This is a genomic window from Pseudoalteromonas sp. 11L1 (assembly GCF_055397545.1).
In genome coordinates this window covers 193554-214013 of the sequence record NZ_AP041141.1, presented here as the reverse complement: position 1 = coordinate 214013, position 20460 = coordinate 193554, and the positions used below count along the sequence as shown (strand labels likewise).

The window sequence follows — 20460 nt, the reverse complement described above, 5'->3', positions numbered from 1 at the left end:
ATGCATCCCTTTTTAGAGAAAGCGCAGCAACTAAAACAGCAACTTAACTGGTCGCTGATTTTTGGAGTGAGCTTTTTTCTGGCTGTAGTGATTGGGTTAATTGAAATAACCAATGGGGTTTCCCATTGGTTAGTTGCAAATAAAGATGCGCAAATTAAGCATCTAACGGTGTTGGGGAGACCCAAATACACTGATGAAAAAGCAATAACTACCGCGATAAAAAAAGCGGATTTAACTAGCTTTTTTGAGTTAAACGTAAAGCATGTTCAGCATTTAGTGCAAGAACTACCTTGGGTTGCAACAGTATCGGTAAGAAAGCAATGGCCTGATACTATCCAAGTTTACGTGGTAGAGCATCAAGCGGTCGCTCACTGGAACAGTGATTTATTGATTAACCAAAGCGGCGAGGCGTTTGAGGCTAAAAGTGATAAATTAAGTGCCACATTACCCCAGTTATATGGGCCAGAAGGCAGTGAAAAAGAAGCATGGGTAGCGTTTAAACAGTTTGATGAAATGCTTAAAGTAAATGCACTAACGCTCACTAGCCTTGCGCTATCTGAGCGGTTTTCGTGGCAACTTTGGTTAGATAATGGCGTGCGTTTAAATTTAGGGCGCAAGGATAAAGCCAAGCGTGTACAGCGTTTTATAGACGTTTATTCACGCATAGAACAACGTGCTGATGCACAGATAGATGCAATTGATTTACGCTACGATACCGGCCTTGCAGTGAGCTATAAGCCAATGCAAGAACAGCAATTATAATAAAGAGTAAGGCATGACTAAGTCAGCAGAAAGAAACCTAGTGATTGGATTAGACGTAGGCACTTCGAAAGTAGTGGCCACGGTAGGTGAAATCACCACAGATAACAAGCTCAGCATTGTTGGCGTGGGGAGCCAAGTATCTTATGGAATGGATAAAGGCGGCGTTAACGATTTAAATTTAGTGTCTGAGTCTATTCGCCGCGCAATTGATGAAGCTGAATTGATGGCTGATTGTCGTATTAGCTCGGTTTATTTGGGTATTTCTGGCAAACATATTCAGTGTCAGAACGAAAGTGGTGTTGTCGCTATTAATAACACTGAAGTAACCGATGAAGACATTGAAAATGTAATCCATATAGCACGCTCAGTGCCAATTTCAGCTGAACGCAAAATGTTGCATGCCTTGCCACAAGAGTACAGCATTGACATGCAAGAGGGGATTAAAAACCCACTTGGCATGAGTGGTGTGCGCATGGAAGCACGCGCGCACATTATTACCTGCTCCAACGATATGGCTAAAAATATAGAAAAATGTGTTGAACGTTGTGGGCTTGAAGTGGACCAACTTATATTCACTGCGCTTGCCTCGTGTTACTCCGTATTGACGGACGATGAAAAAGAGCTAGGTGTTGCGGTGTTAGATATTGGTGGTGGTACTATGGATATCACTATTTATATTAATGGTGCACTGCGTCATTCTGCGGTTATTCCGGTGGCGGGCAACCAAGTAACCGGTGATATTGCAAAAATATTTCGTACACCTATATCACATGCAGAGTCACTCAAAGTACAATATGCCTGTGCAAGTAGCCAAATGGCGAGCAGCGAAGACACGATTGAAGTGCCAAGCGTAGGTGGGCGACCAGCAAGACTGATGTCTAGGCATACGTTGTCTGAAGTGGTTGAGCCACGTTTTAGAGAATTATTTGAACTGGCGATGGAAGAAATTCGTCGCTCAGGATTAGAAGACCAAATTGCAGCAGGTCTCGTCATTACTGGCGGAACTGCTAAAATGACTGGCGCAATGGAAGTGGCTGAAGATATTTTTCAGATGCCAGTAAGAATAGGTAAACCAATTGGTGTAGTAGGTTTAACTGATTATGTTGATGATCCATCGTACGCAACCGCTGTAGGTTTGTTACAATACGGGCGTACTATGCAGTCGATGAATGCACAAAAGTCGAAAGCGGATGATAATAATAATTGGTGGAACCGCATCACAAAATGGTTTCAAGGCGAGTTTTAGTACTCAAGTCGGAGAGTAAATATGTTTGATATAATGGAACAACACAGCGAAGAAGCTGTAATAAAAGTAATCGGTGTAGGCGGTGGCGGCGGTAACGCAGTTGAGCACATGGTAAAACAACAAATAGAAGGCGTTCGTTTTATCGCAGCCAATACGGATGCGCAAGCATTACGTAATTCAGCCGCTGATGTAACAGTACAATTAGGCACGCAAATAACCTCTGGGTTAGGTGCGGGGGCTAACCCTGAAGTAGGTCGTGAATCGGCTGAAGAAGACGCCGAAACCATTCGTGCTAGCCTTGAGGGCGCTGATATGGTGTTTATTGCGGCAGGTATGGGCGGCGGTACAGGTACCGGTGCTGCGCCAGTCGTGGCTAAAATTGCTAAAGAGCTGGGCATTTTAACTGTTGCTGTGGTAACCCGTCCGTTTGATTTTGAAGGTAAAAAGCGTGCCGCTGCTGCAGAGCAAGGTATTAGCGAATTATCTGAAATTGTGGACTCGTTAATCACTATTCCAAATAACAAGTTACTAAAAGTATTGGGTAAAGGAACAACTTTACTGGATGCATTTGCTAAAGCAAATGACGTATTGTTCGGTGCGGTACAAGGTATTGCTGAGCTAATCACTCGCTCGGGTCTAATTAACGTGGATTTCGCCGACGTACGTACAGTTATGTCTGCAATGGGCACGGCGATGATGGGTACAGCATCTGCATCGGGTCCTGATCGTGCACAAGAAGCAGCAGAAGCTGCTATTTCAAGCCCTCTTTTAGAAGACGTAGATTTAACCGGTGCTAAAGGCATTTTGGTTAACATTACTGCGGGTATGGATATCGCGATCGAAGAATTCGAAATTGTGGGTAATCACGTTAAGGCGCTAGCGTCTGAAAACGCAACGGTTGTTGTTGGCGCGGTAATTGACCCAGAAATGACGGATGAGCTACGTGTAACCGTGGTTGCAACCGGCTTAGGCGGCGATCGTCGTCCACAGTTTGGTATTGTAGATAACGGTTTCAAAAAAGCGTCAGGCTCTGATGTAACTAGCTCAAGCACACAAACAAGCAGCAGCATGTACGTACCTAGCTTTGCAAGCCAAGGCACAAACACGACTGAAGAGCCTGCAACGACATCGCAAACTGAATCAAAAGAGCAAAGCAGCACATCGACTAGCTCTTCAAGTTCAGCAACGAATACGCCGTCAAGTAGTGCTAATAAAACAGATAAGTCTGAGGGTGGCGATTATTTCGACATTCCTGCTTTTTTACGTAAACAAGCAGACTAATTAAAAACAGTACTTTTGTGCGAAATGTGAACAAATATTGTAGTTATACCGTATTTATGTTACACTCCGCCGTCTAACTGTAATATATACTTAAAGTGAGCGAACCTATGATTAAACAGCGTACGATTGCACAAGTAGTCAAAGCCATAGGAATTGGACTTCATAAAGGTGAGAAGGTCACAATAACTCTCCGACCTGCGAGCGCAAATACTGGGATTGTATTTCGTCGTGTCGACCTTGATCCGGTTGTTGATTTTGAAACAACACCTGAAGCCGTTGGTGATACGCAATTGTGTACCTGTTTAATCAACAAAGATGGTGTTCGCTTATCAACTACTGAGCATTTAATTGCAGCTGTTGCGGCCATGGGTATCGACAATCTAATTGTTGAACTTGATAGCTCAGAAGTTCCAATAATGGATGGTAGTGCATTGCCATTCATTTATTTATTACAAAAAGGCGGCATTGAAGAGCAAAATGTTGCAAAACGCTTCATTCGTATTAAAGAAAAAGTACGTATTGAAGAAGGCGACAAATGGGCCGAAGTAGAACCTTACGACGGATTCCATATCGATTTTGAAATTGCCTTTGATCACCCTGCAATTAATGAAAGCCGCCAACGTATTGGTTTAGATATTACCGCACAAAGCTTCACTGAAGAAATCAGCCGTGCGCGTACTTTTGGCTTTATGAAAGATATTGAATACATGCATGCTAATAACCTTGCACTAGGTGGTAGCATGGATAGTGCAGTGGTACTTGATGAATTTAAAGTTTTAAATCCAAACGGTCTGCGTTACCCAGACGAGTTCGTCAAGCATAAGATACTAGACTGTGTAGGTGACATGTTTATGACAGGTCATAACCTTTTAGGTAAAGTAACTGCATTTAAATCAGGTCATGATTTGAATAACAAGTTACTACGCAAAATTATGGCAACCGAGTCAGCATGGGAGTGGGCAACCTTTGAAACGCCTGTTTCGATGCCTGCACCCGGCCTTGAATTAGCAAACGCCTAATCAGTTAATCGCTTACATACAGTTATAAAAAATGACGCTAATTAGCGTCATTTTTTTTGGCTGTTTGTCAGCACAATCAGTCAGGTATTACAGACCTAAAATAGTTTGTAACTGTTTTAACTCAGTGACTTGGTACGTTGGCTTAATACCTTCAGGTAAGATTACTCCAGGGTGCTGTAACCAGCAGGTGTCTATGCCTGCATTTTGTCCACCAAGAATATCACTGCTGGCGGTATCACCTACCATTAAAATTTGCTCTTTAGGTGGATTCCCCATTAAATTAAAGGTGTGCTCAAATATCTCTTTTGCAGGTTTAGCAATACCTACTTTTTCAGAAATTACCAGCCAATCAAACATATCTTGCAGCCCAGTATGCGCTAAACGACGTGCTTGCAGCTGAGAAAAGCCATTAGTGATAATACCTAAATTGGCATGAGGTTTAAGGGCGTTTAATAATTCAACCGCACCGGGTAAAGGCATGCAAATTTCAGCCATTGCCGATAAAAAATCATCATTGAGCTGCTGGGCTGGTACATCAAGTTTATTTGCCAGCTCACTAAAACGAGTTACTTGCAGATGGTTTGCGGTAATTTCGTTATTTTGATAGGCAATCCATAGTGGCTTATTGGTGTTTTGGTAATGGTCATAATCTGCTTTGGTAAAATCCATGTCGTAAGCAGCCAACATTTTTTGTAAGCCAGCAAAGGCATTAAAGCTAAATAAGGTTTCGTCGGCATCAAATAATACGTAGTTATACTTCATTAAAACATCCGTTATTGATTATATAAAGTGGGATTAAGAAAAGGGGCCATGGCGAGAGTCAGCGCTTGAGTATAGGTACTTTCTCGTGTTGCATGATGATCAGTTAATAAACCAATAGCACCCCCTTGCTGCTTAATATTGGTGGTATTAAAAGCCTTATCCATCACATCTCCGAGCTCTTCACCTTGCAGCAATGCTTTATAAAAAACAGAAGGCAAAGGTAAGTTACTGCTTCGTCCTGTAACTTGCTGTGCGCCGTCATCAATAACAACATAGGCAAAGGTTGCTGCACCATAGCTAAATTGCGCTGCGCCGCCTTCCATCGCTATGTAGTAGTCTGCTTGATGCTGTGCTTTACAGTAGTTAACTCGATTCTGTGCACCCAAACACGTTTGTTCTTCGCCTATTGGTTGATCGGGTACATCTGAAGGTGCATGAACGCCACTACATTCAATTAAATGCTCAGGGAAATACATCGCAAAAATGTGTTTAGCGGCATTTACTTTTACTGGGTTTTTAGACCCGACAACAATTTTCATGACTTGCGACATACTACTCTCATCATACTTAAAATCAGCAGTGTACGTGAGTTAGACTAAACAAAAAAGAGCAGAATGTATTTGCGATCACTTGATAAAAGAAATGATCAGCTCCATAGGATCATTGTATGTGTTAGATCTTCTAAACCAAAAAGTCTCTAACAGATTATTGATACACTTAAATAGGAATTTCAGGTGGGGCTAATTTTGCTAAGGCGCGTTTTTTCAAAATAATATCTTTGATCAGTGGCGTAAGCACTAGCTCCATAGCGAGTCCCATTTTGCCACCGGGTACTACAAGCGTATTGATCCGCGACATAAAGCTCCCTTCAATCATGCGTAAATAATACGGGAAATCAACGTCATCAATGCCCCTAAAGCGAATAACAACAAAGCTTTCATCAAGGGAGGGGATATCTTTTGCGCTAAATGGGTTGGAAGTATCAACGGTGGGTACTCGCTGAAAGTTAATATGAGTACGAGAAAACTGCGGCGTTATATGATTAATGTAGTCATCCATACTGCGTACAATCGAGTCCATTACTTTTTCACGAGAATGGCCGCGTTCTGAGGTATCGCGAATAAGCTTTTGGATCCACTCAAGGTTAATAATTGGCACCATGCCTATGAGTAAATCAACATGCTTAGCAACATCATGATCTTCGTCGACCACGCCGCCATGTAAGCCTTCGTAAAACATTAAATCTGTATTTTGCTCAAGCTCTTGCCAAGGAGTAAATGTTCCAGGTAACTGGTTATAAGGCACGGCCTCATCAAAGGTATGTAAATAACGGCGCAGTTTACCTTCGCCTGTTTCACCATACTTGGTAAATAAGTCTTCTAATGCACCAAAGTCATTGGCTTCTCGGCCAAAATAACTTATGTGTTTACTTTCTTGTTGGGCTTCTCGAATTTTTTTGTCCATTTCAGGACGTGTGTAACGATGAAAGCTATCACCTTCAATAAATGCAGCATTGATATCGAGGCTGCGGAAAATATGCTTCACGGCATTGGTGGTGGTTGTAGTGCCTGCTCCAGATGAGCCGGTGATTGCAATAATAGGGTGTTTAGCTGACATGTTTGTTCTCTTTTTTATGACCCGTTAGTTATAAAGACCTTACTAAGCTAGGTCAAGTGACGTCATCAGTAAATAACGTTATCATGAGGTGCTTAAAATTAAAACGAGAGAAAGCATGAAACTGATCAAACCGTTGTTAGGGCTAATAACAATTAATGCTTTAACATTGGGCGTTGCCCAGGCAAATATGCCTAAAAGTCAAATACTGCTTGCCGATTTAAATACTCCGCATGGCATACGCGTAAGCATTGTTAGTGATAAAACCAGCTACAACAATCAGCCCTATTTAACCGACACGGGCCTTTATTATACGCGTGAGGTAATCAGTAATAATCAGAGCCAAACTGATATTGCGCTTTACGATTTATCATCAAAACAAACCTCCATGATCACCAATACAGCTGTAAGTGAGTATTCGCCAACAGTAACACCGAGTGGTGATAGTTTATCTGCTATCGTGGTTGAAGAAGATGGCAAACAAAAGTTATGGCAATATCCGCTGAGCACAGAGCAGGCGCCAAGTCGTATTTTTGATTGGATTGAGCCTGTGGGCTACCACGCTTGGGGTAATAACAACGATTTAGTGATGTTTATTTTAGGTGAGCCACATACATTACAATATACCTCGGTTGTTGCGGCTAAAGGTGAAGTTGTTGCAAATAACATTGGTCGCACACTTATTTACGATAAATCGCAAAGTGAATTTTTATTTAGTCATAGTAAAAATGGCCAGCACCAGTTAGCCCGTTTTGACCCTCAAACCAAGCAGGTAAGCAACATCCTTAGGTTGCCAAACCAAGTACAAGACTTCATCTTAAAAGATGAAAATACCATTGCTTACGCAATTAAAAACCGTATCTATCAACGAAAACTAACAGCAGGTTCTGACATCTCTCAATGGCTTGATTTAAGCCAATATTGCGATACTGAAATTAGCCGGTTGAGTTATAAAAATCAGCAATTAGCGTTTGTATGTAGTGTTAAATAAACACTAAATAATAAATTTCGGACTTTCACTCATGCATGAGTTAGTCTAGGGTCTGTTGACCTTTGCGAATTACAATTTGTTCAAACTAGGGGCTGTTTAATCGCGGCGCGAGGTTTGTAACCTAGTGGGCTAAGTAAAAACCGAGCAACAAAGAGTAAATCGCCCCTAGGCAGAACCCGAAGGGCAGTGCCTGTTTGGCATTGATGCTGCGTTATCGCCTATTTATGGGGAATAACCACACCACATAGGCTCTGTCTTGACTAAATACCAAACAGACTGATGCAAATTTAACCTTGAAAGGTCAACAGACCCTAACTATTAAATAAAAAGGAAAGTCACGTGGCATTTAGCGCAGACGAGTTAACAGAGCAGCTGATAAAACTAGAGTGTAGAAGTAACTTTAAAATAAAAAACATTGCTGAGTATATGCTAGCAAACTCTAAAGAAGCGTTTTACACCCATGCCGAAACGGGGAAAGGTAAAATTGTGATCCGCCCTGCATTTGAAGTGTTTAGTGATGACTTTACTGATATTGATGGGGTTGTGCGTACTCAAGGTTATTTTCATAGCAGTGAAATGACCCGTTTTCCCACTCGTATTTATAAAAGCGCACAGCCTATTCATTATGGTGTCGCTTTTAAAATTAACTCTGAACAAGCGGCAAAAGAGTTTATAGCTAAGCTAACGATGATTATTGGTGGTTAATAGAATGGTGCAGGGCTAAAGGCAAAAGGTGCAAGATAAAATCTGCAACCTTTAGCCTTTAGCCTTTAACCTTTAACCTTTAACCTTTAACCTTTAACCTTTAACCTTTAACCTTTAACCTTTAGTTTATTTACTATTCAAAAAGCTATTTACTGATTTGAGTTCACGGTTTTTAAGTGCAATACAGTCATTAGTACTTTCTGCAAGCTTACTTAATGTGCGCGCATAGCCAGGTACGTCATCAAGTTTAGCGTCAAAGAACGTTTGCGTTTTCGCTAAACTTTCAGCATCACAGCTAGCAGTAGTAAAGTAAGGTAAGTTAGGCACAAAAAATGGTGGCAAACTTGCTGTTACTTTATCGTAGTTGCTATATATCCAATCAATAAAGAGTGCTTGGCGTTCATCGGTGTAACTTTGCCCCGATAAAATAGTACGCATATCAGAAGCGGTTACTTCATCGGTTAAGCTATATGCAAGCACTGCTTTTTGGAGTTCAGGTTTACCAAAATAACCCATTGCTGCCAACATATTGGTACGAACTTGTGGATCTTTAGTGGTTTTAAAGGTTGCCATAAACTGATCAAGCAGCGCTTTATCACCATGAAAAGCCGCAAGACGTAAGTAAGTACCCGCTAAATAAGGGTCTACTTTTTGTGGATCTTTTAAGTAAGCAGCTGTTTGCTGCTTAGCTTTATTGATCACATTTTTATCTTCACCATCAAAGCCTAAGCGTGATACCACCGCAGCTCGCAGTTGAGCAATAGCGCCATCCTCACCCATTTTTGCTTCTAGGCCATATTTTTTAGCGGCAGGCATGACTGCATTTTGAATAAATGTAGGCCATAAATCTTTGTTGCTATCGTCTTTAAAGGTACGTTGCTGAGATGCTAAATAACCTAAAGCAGTGTTAGCTACGCGTGGATGACTATCACTGGCAAATACTTCAAGCGTTTGCATCAGCTTAGCCGCAGAAATTACACCTGCGTCAAGTAAGGCGTCGGTGGCTGATAATAGTGCAAGGCGCTCGCGGTCGTTTAATACGCTTGCTGCATTATCAATTAGTGCGTTAAATTGCGCATCGTCCATGACCCAGCGGTAGTAACCTAGCGCACCTTGGTCTGGATATATCCACTCTGGCTCAAAATCTAACTCTAGCGTTTGGTTTTGTTTATTAAGTAATACACTGGCAGTTTTTACTTTATCGCCTTTACCGTACTTAATGGCAACGGGTACATTCCAAAGTTGGGCTGGAGCATCAACACCGGCATTAGCAAAACGGCTTTGCGAAATAGTGAGAGTTTTACCTTGCTGATCAACCTTGATTAAAGGAAATGACGATTGTTCAATAAATGATTTTAAAACACTCGCCACATCTTTATTTGAAGCCTTACCGAGTGCTTCCCATAAATCGGCGGCTTCGGCATTTTTATATGAGAACTCTTTTAAATAATTTTGAATACCAGCTTGAAATGCGTCTTCACCAATCCAATTTTCAACCATCGCCAGTACTGAGCTGCCTTTGCTGTATGCAAGGCCTAAACCGTCCATAATATCGGCTTCGGTTTTAATTGGTTTACGAATGGGCTTAGTGCTTAAGCGAGCATCTAACGCCATTACATTGTTTTGTGGTAAATCTAGGTGTGATTCAAACTCAGGATTAAGTTGCTTAGTAATTTTTGCTGCCATCCAGCTAGCAAACGCTTCGTTTAACCATAAGTCGTTCCACCACTTCATAGTCACTAAGTTACCGTACCATTGGTGAGCTAATTCATGGGCAATAATAGAGACATTACGTTGCTTTTTACTACGCGTTGCAGCTTCTAAATCAACCAGAAGAATATCTTCGCGGTAAGTCACTAAACCTGAATTTTCCATTGCCCCAAACGGAAACTCTGGAACAGCCACTGAATCTAATTTTTTATACACGTAGGGAATACCAAAGTACTCTTCAAGTGCGCCCAATACTTTAGGCATATTCTCTTTTGCATACTGTGCTAAATGAATTTTACCTTGTGGAGTAATCACACGGCCAGGAATTGGCATACCCTTAATCTCTAGTTCTTCAAACGGGCCTACAGCCATAGCTACTAAGTATGATGGAATTGGTGGCGTTTTATCAAAGTAATGGGTAGTCATATCGCCATTCACCGTCGTTTTTAACTCAGGTGTATTTGAATACACTTTTTGTGACGTGGGGGCGGTAATAGTTAACTGAAATGGAATTTTATAGCTTGGTTCGTCAAATACAGGAAACGCTCGACGGGCATCGCTCATTTCAAATTGGGTGAAAAGATAAGGAACGCCTTGATCTAGGGTTTTATATAGCCCCACACTTTGGCGATTATATGGCGCTGAGAAATCAATTTTTAAAGTGTATTTACCCGGCTGAATTTGCTCTTCGCAGCTAAATTTAACTTTACCGGTTTTAAGCATTTCGCTGTTTAAGTCGCAGTTTTGCTCACCCAATAGTTGAACCATTTTGGTTGCGTAATCAACACCATTAAGTTCAATGTAGCGTGTTGGTTTAAGCACCTCCAAACTGATCTCAGTCATTCCTGTAAAAGTATCCTGACTTGGGTCGAGCGTTAAAGCGACTTTTTGTGAACTTGGCTTTGCGAGCTTTTCAATCACGAATTCATTAGCGTTAGCAGCATTTATCGCAAGCGCAACGCTCACGGTTAAGAGGCTTTTAAAAAACATAGTTATCCCTAGATTTTTGTTGTTAGAAGAGTGAGTACACTCCATCCTAACAGCTTTTATTGCTAGAGTAAGCGAGCAACAAGAAGGAAAAGAGTAACAAAGTTTGTCAGTGACTATCTCGTGCTAAAAACCGCTGCCAATGGGTGTAGGAATTGATAACACGAATTTGTTGTAAAACGGTATTAAGCAATTTGGTATCGGCAAAATGCTCATCAGAGTAATCATTAAAGCCCATTAAGTAATTGAAGCAGTCTTTAGAGCCTGCTTGCAGGGCATAAATACGAATTTGCTGCTCAAAGTTAAGCCGCAAACTACTAATCGCGGTTTTCATTCCGAGTTGATCCACGGAAGGAATTGCACATTTTTGCAAATACCCCGCACGTTCGCCCTCGCCTGAAAACCAAATGCGTACTTTTTCACTGTAGCGTCCTGTTTTTGCTGGGAGGTCAAACAGTAAACGTGTGTGTTTTTGCGCTTTTACGTAGGCTAAATAATCATTAAGTCCGGCCTTAATAAGGGCGTTATGTACAGGAATTAAACGGGGTTTAATTTTACCATGAGTATGAAAGCTAAAGCAGAGAATGTTATTTTGAACCACCAAGTCATCTAGGGTTAAATGGCCAATTTCATCACTATAAGCGCCACTGTAGTACGCAATTAAAGGCAGCCAAAAGTGCCAGTGCTTAGCTTGTTCGCGGGCAAGCCGAGTATCACTATAAATATATCCGGTATAGAGCGTATGTAGCTCCATAGCTGAGAATGGACGACGACCAAGATGGGTTTTCAACGCAGTACCTTGACAGTTTTTATTATTTTATACCCCAACTAATCGTTGTTGTTAATTGGGGTAGTGCCAGCAAATAAACAGTTAAAACTTATTCACTTAAAGCGCGAGCTAAACCAACTGGTTCAATTTCTACGCACACTTGATCGTCATTCCAATTTAAACCGACCAATGCATCATCTGATTTAAGGTCTTCAACCCAATCATCTAAAAATTCATCTAGGTTGATTTCTACTGGGCTGTAGTCTTTCCACTCTTCTTTACATTGCTCTTTTGCTGCGTCTTCTGATTCCCACAGTAAAAGTACATCGGTGTCATCAAACTGATTTGATTCACATACAACAAAGCCACCATCTTGTGCACCCAGTGCCCAGATCTGCTCACTAACACGTACTTTTTCTACAAAGCTAACTAGTTGTGATTCAATTTCGATATCGCTCATGTGTTCACCTTTTAAAATTTGAGTCGAGGGTTGGTATTTTTAGCCGCTTGACGCTGACTAAACGCTTCATAAAACTTAACTAACTGCGATTGCGCGCTAAAATCAGTGAGTTCACGAAAGCAGATCCAATCTAGCAAGCAGTATAAACTGATGTTGAGGCATTCACAGCTTTTAAATTCATCATCGTTTAAATGATCATTTAAATAGTCTAATGTTTGCGCAATTCGCTCATTTTGCAGATTAAAAAATAGTTTATCAGCTTGCGTGTCAAACCCAGAACGATGACATAACAATAATTCAACCAATGAATCGTTACAGGCATTGATGCTAGTTAAAAAATGCTCTTGCGGCCAAGTTAACGGGTTCTGCTGTGTTTTTTCAAGTAAGTAACGCAGTATATTGTTTGAGTCGCTTAAGTTAAGCGAGCCATCAATTAAGATAGGGATTTTAGCTGCCGGGTTGTGCGACATCATTAAAGAACGATCATCGCTTGAAAAAATGTCGAGATTTATAAACTCAAGCTCACAGTTATTTTGTTGTGCCCAAATTCTGACACGGCGAACATAAGGGGAAGAAATAGAGCCAAGTAATTGCATATTGGGGCTTTTGCCAACTCCACATAAATAAAAAGCCGCTAATGCGGCTTTATTAGTAAATCGATTTGCTTACTCTGAGCGGCTGGTTACTTCTAATAAGTGGTAACCAAACTGTGTTTGAACAGGACCTTGTACTTGGTTAAGTGGCGCTGAAAAAACCACCTTATCAAACTCAGGAACCATCATACCAGGTCCGAACTCACCTAATGCGCCACCATCTTGACCTGAAGGGCAATTAGAGTGCAATTTAGCCAGCTCTGCAAAGTCTTCACCTTGCTCAATTTTATCTTTAAGGTCTAAACATTGTGCTTCACTGTCTACGAGTATGTGCCTTGCACTTGCTACTGCCATAAAATCTCCTATTTATAAGTTTAGTTTTTTATCTACTAAGCAACATCTTAGTAAGGTTAAACTGAAAACACAAAATTAAAATGCACTTTTGATGGCGCTTTCTAATTTTGCTGAATCGGGTTTGACGCGGCTGTTAAAGCGAGTCACGGTTTGACGATCTGCCGAAACCACGTATTTATAAAAATTCCAGTTAGGTGAACTAGTTTTTGCATTTAAGTGCTTAAAAATAGGGTTGGCATCGCTGCCACGCACTGCGCTGGTGGCTAACATGGGAAAGGTAACGCCGTAATTTACATAACAGACTTTAGCCGTATCTTTTTCGTCATTTTCTTCTTGAAAAAAATCGTCAGATGGAAAACCGAGCACCACCAAGCCTTGCTCTTTATATTTTTTGTATAGCGTTTCTAGCCCTTCAAACTGAGAAGTAAAGCCGCAATTGCTGGCAGTGTTAACAATCAACAGTGGCTTATTTTTAAATTCACATAGATTAAGCGTTTCGGTTGAACGAAGCTTTCTCAGTGACACATTTGTGAAGTCATCGCAGGTATCTGTCTTTGCTGAAGGGCTATTAGTGTCTGCTGCATTGGTGGTTACAGATACACAGCCTAGAGCCAGTGTTAATCCGAATATTAATTTTCTTATCATGCGGTTACCTTGAATGCGATTTGATGGGTGTTTATGTAACTTATCATACGCTACTATAGGCGAAATTGATCAATTTTACTTATTTTCTATGACTATACGTTTAGCTAAACCTGATGATTTAACTGCTATTGTTGCCATTTATAATGAAACTATCCCTAGTCGAATGGTAACCGCCGATACTGAAGAAGTAACCGTTGCTGACAAACAACCTTGGTTTGATAGCCATACAGCTCAAAGACCTATTTTTGTTTACTGCGAAAATGACCAAGTATTAGCCTGGGTTAGTTATAAATCGTTTTATGGGCGCCCAGCTTACGATGGCACCGTTGAACTAAGCATCTACATTACGGCGGCAGCCCAAGGAAAAGGGTTGGGTAAAAAGTTGATGCAATTTGCACAACAACAAGCAAAAAAGCTCGATATTGAAGTGTTACTCGGATTTATTTTTAGCCATAACGAACCAAGCATTAAATTATTTAAGCATTTTGATTTTGCAGTATGGGGAGAGTTGCCCAATGTTGCAAGGATGGATAACCAGCTGTACAGTCTGACTATTTTTGGTAAGCATTTAATGTAATCCCACAATCATAGGCAAGCAAAAATTACATTTATGTAGACGATTATGCCAAACCAAAAATTCTATACTATGCTGAAAAGGTGTTTAATTAATTCTTAAAAGTGTACATAAATGGCGCAAAAAATACTTATTATTGATAGCAGTAGCATGATTGCTATGCGCTTAAAAGTACTGCTTGAGCTAATTGGTTGTGAAGTTGAATTAGTTCATTATTCTATGTTTGATCAAAGCAGCAACATAGATGCGTACGATATGCTTGCCTTTTCACAAGGGACACCAACAAATCTGGTTGCTTCGTTGGTAAAACAAGCGACCCGACAATCATTTTTACTTTTAGCTCCCAAGGCTGAAAGTGGTGAATTGCTTGATGCATTTGGTAAATTAAACGAGCTTGTTCCAGATGCCACTATTATTTATCCATTTTTTTCTAATAAAGAAATCACTTCATTTATTGAAGATCTATTAGAAATAGGACCTGATCATATTTTTAAACTGCCTACAATTTTGTTGGTTGATCATGTTAGTGAGCGTTTAGAAATGCTAAAAAGTAGTTTAGTGGGTGCACATATAGAGGTATACACAGCTACAAATCATGATGAGGCACTTAATATTGCCAAACTCAGAATGATTGATATTTTAATTAGTGATTTTAGTTTAAAAGAAGGGCTCGGCTTAGATATATTTACCAGCCTTAAGCAGATACAGCCGCATAGCCGCTGCTTATTATTAACCTCGCGTCCTGCTCAGGTTTCTATGATTGAAGCAATTCGCCAAGGTGTTGAAGACGTTTTAATTAAGCCGCTCGACGACAATGTGTTATTACAAGCAGTACATAAGTTGTGGCAAACCGAATTGCTAAAACGTCATAACGCAGAGCTAGTTGAAAGACTACAAGATACAGTCGATGTACTTATTGAAAAAGACAGTTTGCTGCAAGTAATTTTTAAAAATACTCCCGATCCAATCTTACTTTTTGAACGTAAAGGCAAAATAGTAGAGGCTAACGACGCGTGCTTAAAGCTGTTTAATTTACCGTTTAAAAAGCTCATTGCTCACTCGTTATTTCACTTTTTAGATGACGATTCAGTAAAGGCAATAAAAGATAAAATATCGACTTTAAACAGTAATCGGCAATTTAGTTGCGACTTACACCTAGTCAATAAAGATGGCAGTAAAATTCCACTTGTCGGCTCGTTTAATGAAATTGATCATCATGGTGAGATAGCGTTAGCGGTTATTTTTAAAAACGTAACTCATTTAAAGCAAAAAGAAGATTTATTACTTGAGGCCAAAGATCTTTTAGAAGAGCAGGTAAGAGCGCGGACTTCGCAACTTGAGCATGCGAAAAACATTGCTGAAGCAGCTAATTTAAGCAAATCAGAGTTTTTGGCGAATATGTCACATGAGCTAAGAACCCCTATGCATTCTATACTAAGTTTTTCACGCTTTGGTATCAGTAAGCTTCAAGATGATGATTTTAGTAAAGATAAACTTTTAAAATATTTAACCCGAATAGAATCAAGTGGGCAAAGGCTACTGTCATTACTTAACAATCTACTCGATTTGTCGAAATTAGATGTAGGTAAATTCCCATTTAACCCGCGAGCATGCGATTTAACGACTATTGTTAAAACAAGTATTGATGATGTGTCCGGAATTGCCATAGAAAAAGATATTAAAATTGCATTTAAATCAGATAAGCCGCCTGTTATAGCGCAATGCGATGAAGAGCAAATTAATCAGGTACTTAGAAACGTATTGAGTAATGCATTAAAATTTAGCGAAGAACATAGCACTATCGAAGTTGCATTGGAAACAGACAGTGGGTGTGCAAATATTGAAGTAATAGACAGCGGAATAGGTATACCAGAAGACGAGCTTGAAACTGTTTTTCAAAAATTTGTGCAAAGTAGCAAAACAAATAGTGGCGCAGGGGGGACAGGATTAGGACTTACGCTGTGCCGTGAATTTGTTTCTTTACATCAAGGAACTATAAAAGCCTGTAATAACGAACTTGGTGGGGCAACCATTAGCATTCAGGTTCCTTTGGAAATAAACCTCGATGAATATTTAGCCGATGAGCAATTAGTGAAAAATAGTAGCTAATAACCGAATTGTTTTAATGAACACGATTTATATGGACGAAAAATTATGGCTTTAACTAAAATTCTTGCAGTCGACGATGAACCATTTAACCTCGAAATAATAGAAGAAATCCTAGAGGAATTAGATTTTGAACTTAAGCTGGCTTCGAGTGGCCCGGAATGCTTGAGCATGGTTGAAGAGTATATGCCGCAGGTTATCTTACTTGATGTAAGCATGCCAAAAATGAATGGTTACGAAGTATGTAAAGAGCTCAAAGCGAACCCTAAAACACAAGATATTATAGTGATGTTTGTATCGGCAAGGGGGACTGTTGAGGAACGTATGGAAGGTTATTCAGTAGGTGCTGAAGACTATATTGTAAAACCGTTTGGGCACGATGAGCTTAAGCAAAAGCTGAATAAGTTAAATCAAGTATTAATAGAAAAACAACAGCTTGAAAAGCAAGTAAAAGAAGCAACCTCAACCGCTTTTAATGCTATGGCAAATAGCAGTGAAATGGGTCAGATAGTTAACTATATTGAAAATATCGTTTTTATCAACGATGTAGAGGAGTTAGGTAAGGCATTAGTGGAGTGCTTACAGACATTTGGTCTACAAAGTAATATTGAATTTAGATGTAACGACAGCAAATCGCACTTTGCTTTAAACGGTGTGTGTTCGCCGATTGTGATTGAGTTATTTGAAATGCTTAAAAACAAAGGTAGGTTACATGAGTTTTCTCATCGTATTTTGGTTAATTACGAGTTTGTCAGTTTATTGATTTTGAATATGCCAGAACAAGATGAGCAGAAGCATGGGCGTATACGTGATCATATTTGTTTTATTGTAAGTGTAACCGAACAGCAATTGCGCGCTATTACTACTAAGAAAATGTTGGTTTCGCAGCAAGAGCGATTAAACAAAGTGGCGAGTACTGTTCACAGTAAGTTTCATAGTTTAATTGGATTGCTTAACGACAGCCGGATAAATAACGAAAAAGTATTTAAACAACTTCAAGAGGAGTTAGAAGAGCGGATCCCAACCATGGGACTCGATGAAGACCAGGAAGTGTTTATTTACAAAAAGGTCGACGAAACGATTCAAAATTCGGTGGCACGCCAAGAATCTGTTGATCAGGTTAAAAAAGCGTTCGCAGAGATAGAGCAAGATCTCGCTTTATTGTTGAAAGGTTAAAGGTGCGGGCTGCGAGGCGCGGGGTAAATTCCTTGTTACGATTAGACAAATTAACTTGTAACAGCGGTTTTATGTCGCATCTTTTAAAGGTTAAAAACGAAAGGTATGTATTACAGGTTAACTAAGAGCCGTACTTTAATAGTAGCTTCTTATTTACTCCTCATTCTCTTCTCTGTGTTAAATTAGATGTTAGTAAATTATGCACAAAGAGGGCTAAGAGTTCATAGAGAAAGTGATTACATAAAATGGTAAAAGGCTTACGCGTCTCTGGGGAGGCCTTTTTCGACAATACGAATTAATCGTGCTGTTTTACGCAACTTTTGCCTTTGTTTATCGTGTTGCTGGGCGAGTGCCCAATTTATATGTTCACCCACCAGATCACTGACTGTTTGGCGTTTATCTTCGAGTGCAGCAATAATTGCCGGGCTAAAATCTGCGTTACCTAATCCAACGGCTATATTTCGTAGCCAACGTTCATGGCCAATGCGGCGGATTGGACTGCCCTCGGTATTTTTTAAAAAGGTAGTTTCATCCCAAGCAAATAACTCGAGTAAATCTTTGTTTTTTAATTGTGTACGAGGATGAAAGTCAGCCTCATCGGTAATTTGTCCGTAGCGGTTCCATGGGCATACCAATTGGCAATCGTCACAGCCATAAATGCGATTTCCCATTAATGTTCTGTATTGCTCAGGAATAGCGCCTTGATGCTCTATAGTTAAATACGAAATGCACTTACGCGCATCAACCACATAAGGTTCTACAATAGCACCAGTGGGGCATAGTGTTATGCAGGCAACGCATTTGCCGCAGCCCTCAAAAGTGTTTTCGTTATCAATAGGTAAAGGTAAGTCGACAAAAAGCTCACCTAAAAAGAACCAAGAACCCGCCTCTTTATTTATTAATAAAGAATGCTTTCCGCGCCAGCCTAATCCCGCTTTTTCAGCGAGTTGACGTTCAAGTACAGGGGCTGAATCAACAAAAGGCCTAAAGCTATAGTCACCCACATATTGTTCAATTTTTTTACCTAACTGTTTGATTCGGTTGCGCATCAACTTATGATAGTCACGGCCAAGGGCATATCGACTGATATAGGCTTTTTCGGTATTTTTAAGGTTTTTGGCAAAGCCAGAATCAGGTGGGAGGTAATCCATTTTAACTGAAATAACCCGCTGTGTTCCGGGTACTAGCTCATTAGGGCGAGCACGCTTCATACCATGGGCTGCCATATAATCCATTGAGCCATGAAAACCCGCATCAAGCCATCGCTGCAGCTGTGCTTCATGCTTAGTTAAATCAATGTCAGTAATACCCACTTCACTAAAGCCAAGTTCTTGACCCCATAGCTTTATTTGCTGGGCTAGCTGTTCATAATTTAGATTGACGTCGCTCACATGCTTCACACAGTTATATTATAAGCCGCGTAATTTAGCATAATCGCGGCTTGGGTAAAACTAGTCAGGCCCTAGTCTACAAAACGCTTTAGCTGTTGTTGGGTTTGTTGACTCAGTTTTTGTGATTGCTCAGAGTCATGCAATGCGGTGTCTATTTGTTGTTTTGCTTGTTCGCCAAGCGCCACAATTTGTTCAACCGATTCATGAGTTTGATTTTGTGTATCTTCAAGTAAATGAACTGCGTTAGCTATTTGCTGTAATTGCTGCTGATTATGCTCAAATTCATTGAGCATTTTTCCAAAACCTTCTGAGGTATCGTTGATTGCAGCTTGTGCGTTATTAGAGTGACTAATTAACTGCTGAGACTCTTTATTGGTTTCATTAACCAGCTCATTCATTTGGGTAATAAAATCACTAATTTGGCGGGTTGCATCACTTACTTTAACCGATAGGGTGCGAACTTCATCGGCAACCACGGCAAAACCTCGCCCAGCTTCTCCGGCGCGCGCTGCTTCAATTGCCGCATTAAGCGCTAATAAATTAGTTTGATCAGAAAACTCTTCTACCATTTTTAAAATGCTACGAATGTTTTCACTATTCTCTTTTAAGCCTGCAATCGTTTTAGAAAAACTACCCAGCATTTCATTAATAAGTCTCACCTGTTCAACCAGTTTTGACAGTTCGCTCGCAGAGAGCTTAACAAAACTAAGATGTTCATTATTTACCTGATGTACGCTATCAGTGTTACTTACTATATCTTGTAGGCTTTGGGTAATTTGGTTGCTGGCATTAATTATGGTGTGGCTTAAATTAATTTGCTGTTCGCTTAGCTGCTCTGTATGCTGCATTGATTGCGTTACTTGGCTATTACTTTGCACGCTTTCCTGAGCGCTGCTGTAGGTCGTACTTAATAAGCTGTTTAAATGCGTAGTAAACAGATTATATTGTTCACTTAAATCTCTAAATTCATCAAAAGTAAAATGAGGAAGTTTGGCAGCTAAGTTGGCATCTTGTTGATTAATATTAATCAACGTATCGCGCATGGCTTTTACCGGGCGCACAATTAAAAAGCGCATATAAAAAATAGTAAATATAAAACCGGCAACAATCAGCAGGGTTAATGCCCAAAATAGCTCTGTGCTTTGTTGATTTTCAGAGAGGCTACTGTGTAACCAAAATAATGTAATAGCTTGAAATAAAAATACAAAGCTTAAATTACCCACTATTTTTCGGGTTAAAGTAAAAAATAGAGTTTGTTCTAAAAAGTTATAAATACGCATGTAGCTACTCATTAAATAGTGACCTACTAAATTAT

General features: G+C 40.1%; 20 protein-coding genes. 9 read left to right on the top strand and 11 right to left on the bottom strand.

Features of this window, described 5'->3' with window-relative positions:
* The 4 genes from ACZ5WS_RS00970 to lpxC all read left to right on the top strand — a co-directional run bounded on the left by ACZ5WS_RS00970 (nt 1) and on the right by lpxC (nt 4308).
* Nucleotides 1-762 carry a cell division protein FtsQ/DivIB gene (locus ACZ5WS_RS00970; RefSeq protein ID WP_138608077.1) on the top strand — a complete coding sequence of 254 codons (762 nt, stop codon included), beginning with the start codon at nt 1-3 and terminating at the stop codon, nt 760-762.
* A 13-nt stretch (nt 763-775) separates the two neighbouring features.
* A complete protein-coding gene (ftsA, locus tag ACZ5WS_RS00965) occupies nt 776-2008 on the top strand; it encodes a cell division protein FtsA (RefSeq protein WP_008110678.1) in 1233 nt (410 codons plus the stop codon).
* A 21-nt stretch (nt 2009-2029) separates the two neighbouring features.
* Nucleotides 2030-3289, top strand: coding sequence for a cell division protein FtsZ (gene ftsZ / locus ACZ5WS_RS00960; protein WP_464710071.1), 1260 nt, complete (start codon nt 2030-2032; stop codon nt 3287-3289).
* A gap of 107 nt (nt 3290-3396) precedes the next feature.
* Entirely contained in the window at nt 3397-4308 is a 912-nt protein-coding gene (gene lpxC / locus ACZ5WS_RS00955) for a UDP-3-O-acyl-N-acetylglucosamine deacetylase (protein WP_010390707.1), read from the top strand.
* 87 nt (nt 4309-4395) lie between these two features.
* On the opposite strand, the gene yjjG is transcribed toward lpxC, so the two are convergent.
* The 3 genes from yjjG to ACZ5WS_RS00940 form a co-directional block, all read right to left on the bottom strand.
* Entirely contained in the window at nt 4396-5070 is a 675-nt protein-coding gene (gene yjjG / locus ACZ5WS_RS00950) for a pyrimidine 5'-nucleotidase (protein WP_464710068.1), read from the bottom strand.
* 11 nt (nt 5071-5081) lie between these two features.
* Entirely contained in the window at nt 5082-5621 is a 540-nt protein-coding gene (gene yjjX, locus ACZ5WS_RS00945) for an inosine/xanthosine triphosphatase (RefSeq protein ID WP_178954969.1), read from the bottom strand.
* A 166-nt stretch (nt 5622-5787) separates the two neighbouring features.
* A complete protein-coding gene (locus ACZ5WS_RS00940; RefSeq protein WP_008114793.1) occupies nt 5788-6687 on the bottom strand; it encodes a phosphoribulokinase in 900 nt (299 codons plus the stop codon).
* A gap of 115 nt (nt 6688-6802) precedes the next feature.
* On the opposite strand from ACZ5WS_RS00940, the gene ACZ5WS_RS00935 reads away from it, so the two are divergent.
* Nucleotides 6803-7675 (top strand): TolB-like translocation protein, encoded by an 873-nt coding sequence (locus ACZ5WS_RS00935; RefSeq protein WP_138608071.1) that lies wholly within the window; start codon nt 6803-6805, stop codon nt 7673-7675.
* A gap of 339 nt (nt 7676-8014) precedes the next feature.
* Nucleotides 8015-8380, top strand: a complete 366-nt coding sequence (locus ACZ5WS_RS00930) for a hypothetical protein (protein WP_008114788.1) — start codon at nt 8015-8017, stop codon at nt 8378-8380.
* A 126-nt stretch (nt 8381-8506) separates the two neighbouring features.
* Here the strand turns inward: ACZ5WS_RS00930 and ACZ5WS_RS00925 are convergent, their stop codons facing one another.
* The 6 genes from ACZ5WS_RS00925 to ACZ5WS_RS00900 form a co-directional block, all read right to left on the bottom strand.
* Complete coding sequence (locus ACZ5WS_RS00925) at nt 8507-11080, bottom strand: M1 family metallopeptidase (protein WP_198522538.1); 2574 nt, start codon at nt 11078-11080, stop codon at nt 8507-8509.
* A 106-nt stretch (nt 11081-11186) separates the two neighbouring features.
* Nucleotides 11187-11867 carry a site-specific integrase gene (locus ACZ5WS_RS00920; protein ID WP_464710063.1) on the bottom strand — a complete coding sequence of 227 codons (681 nt, stop codon included), beginning with the start codon at nt 11865-11867 and terminating at the stop codon, nt 11187-11189.
* An 88-nt stretch (nt 11868-11955) separates the two neighbouring features.
* Nucleotides 11956-12306: a DUF2750 domain-containing protein gene (locus ACZ5WS_RS00915; protein WP_008114782.1), complete on the bottom strand. Its 351-nt coding sequence runs from the start codon at nt 12304-12306 to the stop codon at nt 11956-11958.
* 11 nt (nt 12307-12317) lie between these two features.
* A complete protein-coding gene (locus ACZ5WS_RS00910) occupies nt 12318-12902 on the bottom strand; it encodes a glutathione S-transferase family protein (RefSeq protein ID WP_138608065.1) in 585 nt (194 codons plus the stop codon).
* Nucleotides 12903-12971: 69 nt separating this feature from the next.
* Entirely contained in the window at nt 12972-13253 is a 282-nt protein-coding gene (locus ACZ5WS_RS00905; protein ID WP_008114778.1) for a peptidylprolyl isomerase, read from the bottom strand.
* A 75-nt stretch (nt 13254-13328) separates the two neighbouring features.
* A complete protein-coding gene (locus ACZ5WS_RS00900; RefSeq protein WP_138608063.1) occupies nt 13329-13898 on the bottom strand; it encodes a glutathione peroxidase in 570 nt (189 codons plus the stop codon).
* Between the two features lie 88 nt (nt 13899-13986).
* On the opposite strand from ACZ5WS_RS00900, the gene ACZ5WS_RS00895 reads away from it, so the two are divergent.
* From ACZ5WS_RS00895 to ACZ5WS_RS00885, 3 genes are all read left to right on the top strand, one after another.
* Complete coding sequence (locus tag ACZ5WS_RS00895) at nt 13987-14475, top strand: N-acetyltransferase family protein (RefSeq protein ID WP_464711449.1); 489 nt, start codon at nt 13987-13989, stop codon at nt 14473-14475.
* 111 nt (nt 14476-14586) lie between these two features.
* Nucleotides 14587-16581, top strand: coding sequence for a sensor histidine kinase (locus ACZ5WS_RS00890; protein WP_464710055.1), 1995 nt, complete (start codon nt 14587-14589; stop codon nt 16579-16581).
* A gap of 45 nt (nt 16582-16626) precedes the next feature.
* Nucleotides 16627-17754: a response regulator gene (locus tag ACZ5WS_RS00885; protein WP_464710050.1), complete on the top strand. Its 1128-nt coding sequence runs from the start codon at nt 16627-16629 to the stop codon at nt 17752-17754.
* A gap of 257 nt (nt 17755-18011) precedes the next feature.
* On the opposite strand, the gene queG is transcribed toward ACZ5WS_RS00885, so the two are convergent.
* Entirely contained in the window at nt 18012-19145 is a 1134-nt protein-coding gene (gene queG / locus ACZ5WS_RS00880) for a tRNA epoxyqueuosine(34) reductase QueG (protein WP_464710048.1), read from the bottom strand.
* A gap of 71 nt (nt 19146-19216) precedes the next feature.
* Nucleotides 19217-20437 (bottom strand): methyl-accepting chemotaxis protein, encoded by a 1221-nt coding sequence (locus ACZ5WS_RS00875; protein ID WP_464710046.1) that lies wholly within the window; start codon nt 20435-20437, stop codon nt 19217-19219.
* Between the last annotated feature and the right edge of the window lie 23 nt (nt 20438-20460).

What these genes read in the sequence shown, in the direction of transcription:
- ACZ5WS_RS00935 (WP_138608071.1), top strand. Translation starts at nt 6,803, where the DNA reads ATGAAACTGATCAAACCGTTGTTAGGGCTAATAACAATTAATGCTTTA.
- ACZ5WS_RS00900 (WP_138608063.1), bottom strand. Translation starts at nt 13,898, where the DNA reads ATGATAAGAAAATTAATATTCGGATTAACACTGGCTCTAGGCTGTGTA.
- ftsA (WP_008110678.1), top strand. Translation starts at nt 776, where the DNA reads ATGACTAAGTCAGCAGAAAGAAACCTAGTGATTGGATTAGACGTAGGC.
- ftsZ (WP_464710071.1), top strand. Translation starts at nt 2,030, where the DNA reads ATGTTTGATATAATGGAACAACACAGCGAAGAAGCTGTAATAAAAGTA.
- ACZ5WS_RS00970 (WP_138608077.1), top strand. Translation starts at nt 1, where the DNA reads ATGCATCCCTTTTTAGAGAAAGCGCAGCAACTAAAACAGCAACTTAAC.
- ACZ5WS_RS00890 (WP_464710055.1), top strand. Translation starts at nt 14,587, where the DNA reads ATGGCGCAAAAAATACTTATTATTGATAGCAGTAGCATGATTGCTATG.
- lpxC (WP_010390707.1), top strand. Translation starts at nt 3,397, where the DNA reads ATGATTAAACAGCGTACGATTGCACAAGTAGTCAAAGCCATAGGAATT.
- ACZ5WS_RS00910 (WP_138608065.1), bottom strand. Translation starts at nt 12,902, where the DNA reads ATGCAATTACTTGGCTCTATTTCTTCCCCTTATGTTCGCCGTGTCAGA.
- ACZ5WS_RS00885 (WP_464710050.1), top strand. Translation starts at nt 16,627, where the DNA reads ATGGCTTTAACTAAAATTCTTGCAGTCGACGATGAACCATTTAACCTC.
- ACZ5WS_RS00925 (WP_198522538.1), bottom strand. Translation starts at nt 11,080, where the DNA reads ATGTTTTTTAAAAGCCTCTTAACCGTGAGCGTTGCGCTTGCGATAAAT.
- ACZ5WS_RS00895 (WP_464711449.1), top strand. Translation starts at nt 13,987, where the DNA reads ATGACTATACGTTTAGCTAAACCTGATGATTTAACTGCTATTGTTGCC.
- ACZ5WS_RS00940 (WP_008114793.1), bottom strand. Translation starts at nt 6,687, where the DNA reads ATGTCAGCTAAACACCCTATTATTGCAATCACCGGCTCATCTGGAGCA.
- yjjG (WP_464710068.1), bottom strand. Translation starts at nt 5,070, where the DNA reads ATGAAGTATAACTACGTATTATTTGATGCCGACGAAACCTTATTTAGC.
- yjjX (WP_178954969.1), bottom strand. Translation starts at nt 5,621, where the DNA reads ATGTCGCAAGTCATGAAAATTGTTGTCGGGTCTAAAAACCCAGTAAAA.
- ACZ5WS_RS00905 (WP_008114778.1), bottom strand. Translation starts at nt 13,253, where the DNA reads ATGGCAGTAGCAAGTGCAAGGCACATACTCGTAGACAGTGAAGCACAA.
- ACZ5WS_RS00875 (WP_464710046.1), bottom strand. Translation starts at nt 20,437, where the DNA reads ATGAGTAGCTACATGCGTATTTATAACTTTTTAGAACAAACTCTATTT.
- ACZ5WS_RS00915 (WP_008114782.1), bottom strand. Translation starts at nt 12,306, where the DNA reads ATGAGCGATATCGAAATTGAATCACAACTAGTTAGCTTTGTAGAAAAA.